General features: G+C 35.8%; 3 protein-coding genes. All 3 read right to left on the bottom strand.

The features are described 5' to 3' along the window. Window positions 1-104: 104 nt before the first annotated feature. Genes cas2 through cas9 form a run of 3 tightly spaced genes read right to left on the bottom strand, consistent with a single transcriptional unit; the run spans window position 105 to window position 4,772 of the window. On the bottom strand, window positions 105-428 hold the full coding sequence (gene cas2, locus CUS_RS00740; RefSeq protein WP_037275907.1) for a CRISPR-associated endonuclease Cas2: 324 nt from the start codon (window positions 426-428) through the stop codon (window positions 105-107). Beyond that, a complete protein-coding gene (cas1, locus tag CUS_RS00735) occupies window positions 421-1,341 on the bottom strand; it encodes a type II CRISPR-associated endonuclease Cas1 (protein ID WP_002846927.1) in 921 nt (306 codons plus the stop codon). The genes cas2 and cas1 overlap by 8 nt, the downstream gene beginning before the upstream one ends. Beyond that, window positions 1,302-4,772, bottom strand: coding sequence for a type II CRISPR RNA-guided endonuclease Cas9 (gene cas9 / locus CUS_RS00730; protein ID WP_002846926.1), 3,471 nt, complete (start codon window positions 4,770-4,772; stop codon window positions 1,302-1,304). Before cas9 ends, cas1 begins: the two co-directional genes overlap by 40 nt. Window positions 4,773-5,011 lie beyond the last annotated feature (239 nt).

Raw genomic sequence — 5,011 nt, 5'->3', positions numbered from 1 at the left:
GATGATTTCGTCATTAAAAACAATATACAGCGATCATCGGTATTTGATAGTTGTGAGTGTTGCATTATAAAACATGCCCATCACTATATTATGTGTTACATATATTATAACTCAATTATATCATTTTTGTCAAGAAGATTTTCCGATTTTAGCCTTTCTCCAACAAGGAGTTTCATTGAATCATATTGTTTCTCTGTGACCGTAAGAACTCTTACCGATCCTTTCGGAGGAAGATTTGCTTCGATCGTTTTGCAATGCTTTTTTGCATCATCATGATTTCTGACAGTTCTTGAATACACAGAAAACTGTATCATTATAAATCCATCATTTATAAGAAATTTTCTGAATTTAGCATACTCTTTCCTGTCATTTTTAGTTGTAACCGGAAGATCAAAGAACACCATTATTCTCATAAACCTGTTAACCATCCTCATCATCCTCGAACATTTCATCTATCTGTATAAGGGTGGGCAGTTGCAGTAGTCCCGGATCGTTTTTCTCTATTGCACTTGTCAGGCTTGAGATATATTTATCGATTGCATATCTGACCCTCGTTTTCTTTTTACCCATTTTGATCGGAACATTTACAAGATCAACAAGATCTCGCCTGTTTGTTTTGGTGAGTTCTTCAAACAGATCATCACGGGAGTTATCTACCCACAGATCAACCAATGGACGGAGTGGTTCCATCATATCATCAGCAAGGTTATATGCGTTCTGTTCATTTATATGATGTATCCCCAGAACACAGTTGTATCCGTATGCCACAAGTGTTTTGGCTACCGCAGAGCGAATGATAGCATAACCATAGTTCAGTGCGGCATTAGTGACATCATCTTTTATCCTTCTGAAAGAATTTCCGAATAATGCTATGAAATAGCGTTTGGCAGCAGCTGCTTCTCGGTTTGTCTTATCATTTGGTAGTACCTCACTTATCATTTCTTCAATAGGTTTTATCTCATCAGTATTGATTCCTGCAAGCTTAAGACATATTATTTGATTCGTCAGTTTTTGCTTAACTATCCGCTGCCATAGCACTGCCTTGAACTCGTCTGATAGTCCCAACTGACGTTTAATAACACCAAATGGTTTATAGTGTGTATTCATAGGCAGCATTAGCGCAGTGGGTGTATGCTTGCTGTCACAGAATATCACATGGATATTTGCCTCGGCAAGTGCAGCCATAAGGCTGACACTTACCAAAGCGGCTCTGTTATCTATAACAACAGAGTATATATCACCAAGCGGAACACACTGTTCATTATTATCCGAATACACTACGAGCCAATTATCTCGGAGTGTTAGTTTTTCTCCTTTAGTAACGATAACGGTTCTCCACATGATATCCCCTTTCCGTTGTTTTCGCCTTGTACTTTTCCCATCAAGTCTACTGCTAATTTAATTACGATATCCTTTTTAGTAATAGATACTCTCTTATCTTTAGCACAAGGTTTATTATCAGAAATAAACCTGAAACTGTTCTCGTTTACATTTTTTACAGATATAAAATAGCCTTCAAATTTCAACTGTTCCCCTGACTTTTTACTTGTTGATTTTATCCTTAAATAATCCCCTGGGAAAATATACATTACATGAGTATAATAATCATCCGGATAATTAAAATCTGGTTTAAGATAGAGCTTTTTAGTTTTCCTGTCATGAACTATATCGCTCATAGCAATACCCTGCAGATTATTATCACCTTTGCTGTCCTTGTAAAGCTCTATGCAGTAATAACTACTGTCGTTAAGCAGTGAGAAGTTGTTATCATCTATTTCCTTCCTCAGCCATCTTGAAGGTACTTTTTCTATAACAGTGACCTTATTTACACGTTTGCCGCTACTTGTAGTAAAGAAATGCTGATTAGTCTTTTTCAGATAATCTCCCACATCTTTATAGTCTGCTTGCTCAAAAATTGTTTTCAATGAATCTATAAGTATTTTGTCATCAGTATAGATACTATTTATACTCTCCGCAGTTATTTCCGATATTGACTTTCTTTTCAACTTAATCAGTTTACCATCTATCTCTTTTACCCTAATTGCCTCTTCACCAGTTATTGTTCCTCTGTACTTATGATCAGGCTTTAGCGAGATAACAGGCATACTTAGTGATGATGCGAATTTGGGATCTCCCTTGTATAGCGATGCAACATTTTCACGATACAGTTCTTCGCAGCTTTTTTTATCTTTATCATCTTTCCAGAACTGCTCATAGATATTTTTATCCCAAAGACGTTTATCAACTTCCTCACTTAGATTTGGTATTATCGGTGTGAGCCTTCCATGGCCTGATAGCAGTTTTTCTGCAGTACGTCTGTCCATTCGGAAAAGCTTATATAAATTATCAATACAAGCCTTTTTGCTCTGTTCATACTCTGGCGTTATCCTCTTACCAGCCTGATGATACATCTTATTCAGTTTAAGCTTTTCTCCCGCCAGCACCACATATTCTGGACGACAGTTTGCAATAATGATAGCATCTGCGGCATGGTCTAAATACGTCAGCTTTTTTAGTTCTGCTTTATCATATCTGCCCCATGTTTTCTCATTGAGCCACCATCTCCTGAACATAGAAGTAAATCTGCTCTTGACAGGAAAAACTCTGTAATGATCTCTTATCTTTAAATCATCCTCATCACTTGATTCGTAAGATCTGTCAAACCTGAGATTTTTTCTAAGATAGTTCACTAAGTATTTGCAAATATATCTTGTATCATTGAGATTACGGCTCCTCCATCCACCCAATAGTTCCTGATCATTCAGGTCAGGTAACATAAGATATTGATACTTCTTTTTGCTGCACTTTTTACTTTTGAACATAGTATTAACTCTTACGCGATAATCTGCAGCCTGAGCTTCATTCATATACATCAATGGTGTACGCTGACCTTTTTTCTGATTCTCTTCTGCATAAACGAGTGCCTTGTTATTTATAGTATTATCCAGTATCAGAGAATATGGTACAATATGATCTACCTCAAATAGTTTGTCTTTATCTCTGAGCATATCCTCTTTAGTTATAGTTTCGCCGGAATACAAACATTTGCCTTCCTGCGCTTCCCATAGTTTATACTTCTCTATCAGATGACGTGCGTGTACTTCATCACATTTGATGCACTCAATGATCTCCTTTACTATCCTGTCATTTTCTTTTTGGTTATCATTATTTCTCTTGGTATCTATTGCTCGATCTTCAAAAGTTTTGTTCAACTCATCGGCTGTTTCAATATTTACAGCTGCCGGATATCCATATTTGTCAATTATTGCATTTATCAGTTTCCTAGTTTCATTTATTGACCTAAATACAACAGGATTTTTAAAGAACTCACAGTCATCTTCGTTTTTAAAAGGCGGCAGTTTTTGGGGTTTAGCATTCTCGTCTATATCAGGAATCTCTTTGTTGAATTTTGCCTGGTATTTTCCGTATAGATCGCCTTCACAAAAAGCTTCAATACTTCCCTGCATATATTTGTAAGACACATTGGCAGTACCGGATAATTTCAACTTAGTCAGCTCGTTTATCAAGCCATCGTCGAGTCCAATGTTCAACGCTTTAAGTTTTTCTCTTCTTCGTTTTGGTGTCTGCGCCTGAGAAAGAACTATTCCTATCCTGTTAAGGACATTATTATCTGTATCAGTATAATTCTCTATCAGCTTATCCCAGTCATACCCATATTTTTCAAATAGAGGTTTGACGACCTTAATGTATTTAAAGCATTTTGTTAGCGATGTATCACTGTTTTTATCACTAATATCAATATGATAGGATTTTGCAATAGCTTTCAGCTCTCGTTTGTCCATAGAACCATTTTTAAGTGCGCTATTTATAAGATCATTAGCAAATGATGTATCAAACACAGATTCTCCTCTGTTATTTGTATATGTATACTGTGACAGCACGTTCACAAAAGCATATATATCTGCAATAACAGTAAATCTACTGCCTCTTTCCTGATCTTTAAAGAATTGGCATTTTCCTATACTATCAAGATACCCCGTAAATCTGCGGAATCTCTCATTTTTACCAGGTCCTATCTCAAAATCTCTTTGAGCAAAAATGATATCTTTGATTTTAGCTATTGTCTTATCATCAAGGATACCATAGTACTTGCTTTGATTTTCAAGAATAAGGTCGACTTCTTTCACTAACATATGTCTTGTTATCAAATAGTGATTTTTAGATGCTGCAGAATTATGAAACTTTCTGTATACAGAATTTGGTTCATCAAATTCTCTGCAATTACATATCATTTCAGCAGGAGTGCAATATCCACCCTCATTCATCAAATTGCTTATTAAAACTATAGAATCGTGTTCTTCCTTATATTCATTTCTTTCATCAGGATCTTCTATATCCTCAACGTTTACTTCATAAAAATCCTTATAACCTCTGTTATTGCATATATGTATAAGACAAGCTGCTATTTCTTCAGGTGTCAGTTTTTCTGATAAGCCCTTGTTTCTCAGCTGTATAACATTATTATCCGCAGTTTCATAATAATAATCGATTTTTTCAGAAGTAGTCAGACCTATTATACTCAGATAGTTTTTCAAACGCAGTTTTCGATGACTTTTTCTTCGATATAGTCTGCGTAATCCCCTACTTCTTCTGCATTGTTGACTAGCACGCGAATTCCTATTCTTCTCTTGGATCTCACCAGATTTAAAAATTCGCACATTAAAGTCTTCTATGCGTTTCTTTTCAATGTTGATAACTGCCCAACCTATTGAGCCGATACCGACATCCAGACCAAGGTAATAATTTCCCATGATTTTTCCTCCCAAAGTGTTGACAAAAATGATGATATGTGATATAATAAAGCCAAACTTAGAAAACTGCTGTTAGTTTATCAATATTCATCAGAGGCTTATTTTTAAACGCATTGATTTATTAGTTTATCAATATTCATCAGAGTTCTAAGATAAGGCTTTTTATGCCGTAGGGTATGGCGGTATCCCAACTAATCCGCCTAATGTGAATATTTAGGTGCCATTATTCTAATGGCACC

Origin of the sequence: Hominimerdicola alba 8 (genome assembly GCF_000178155.2) — a bacterium.
GTDB lineage: Bacteria > Bacillota > Clostridia > Oscillospirales > Ruminococcaceae > Hominimerdicola > Hominimerdicola alba_C.
The sequence above is the reverse complement of the archived record's forward strand: the minus strand, read 5'-3'. Positions and strand labels throughout refer to the sequence as shown.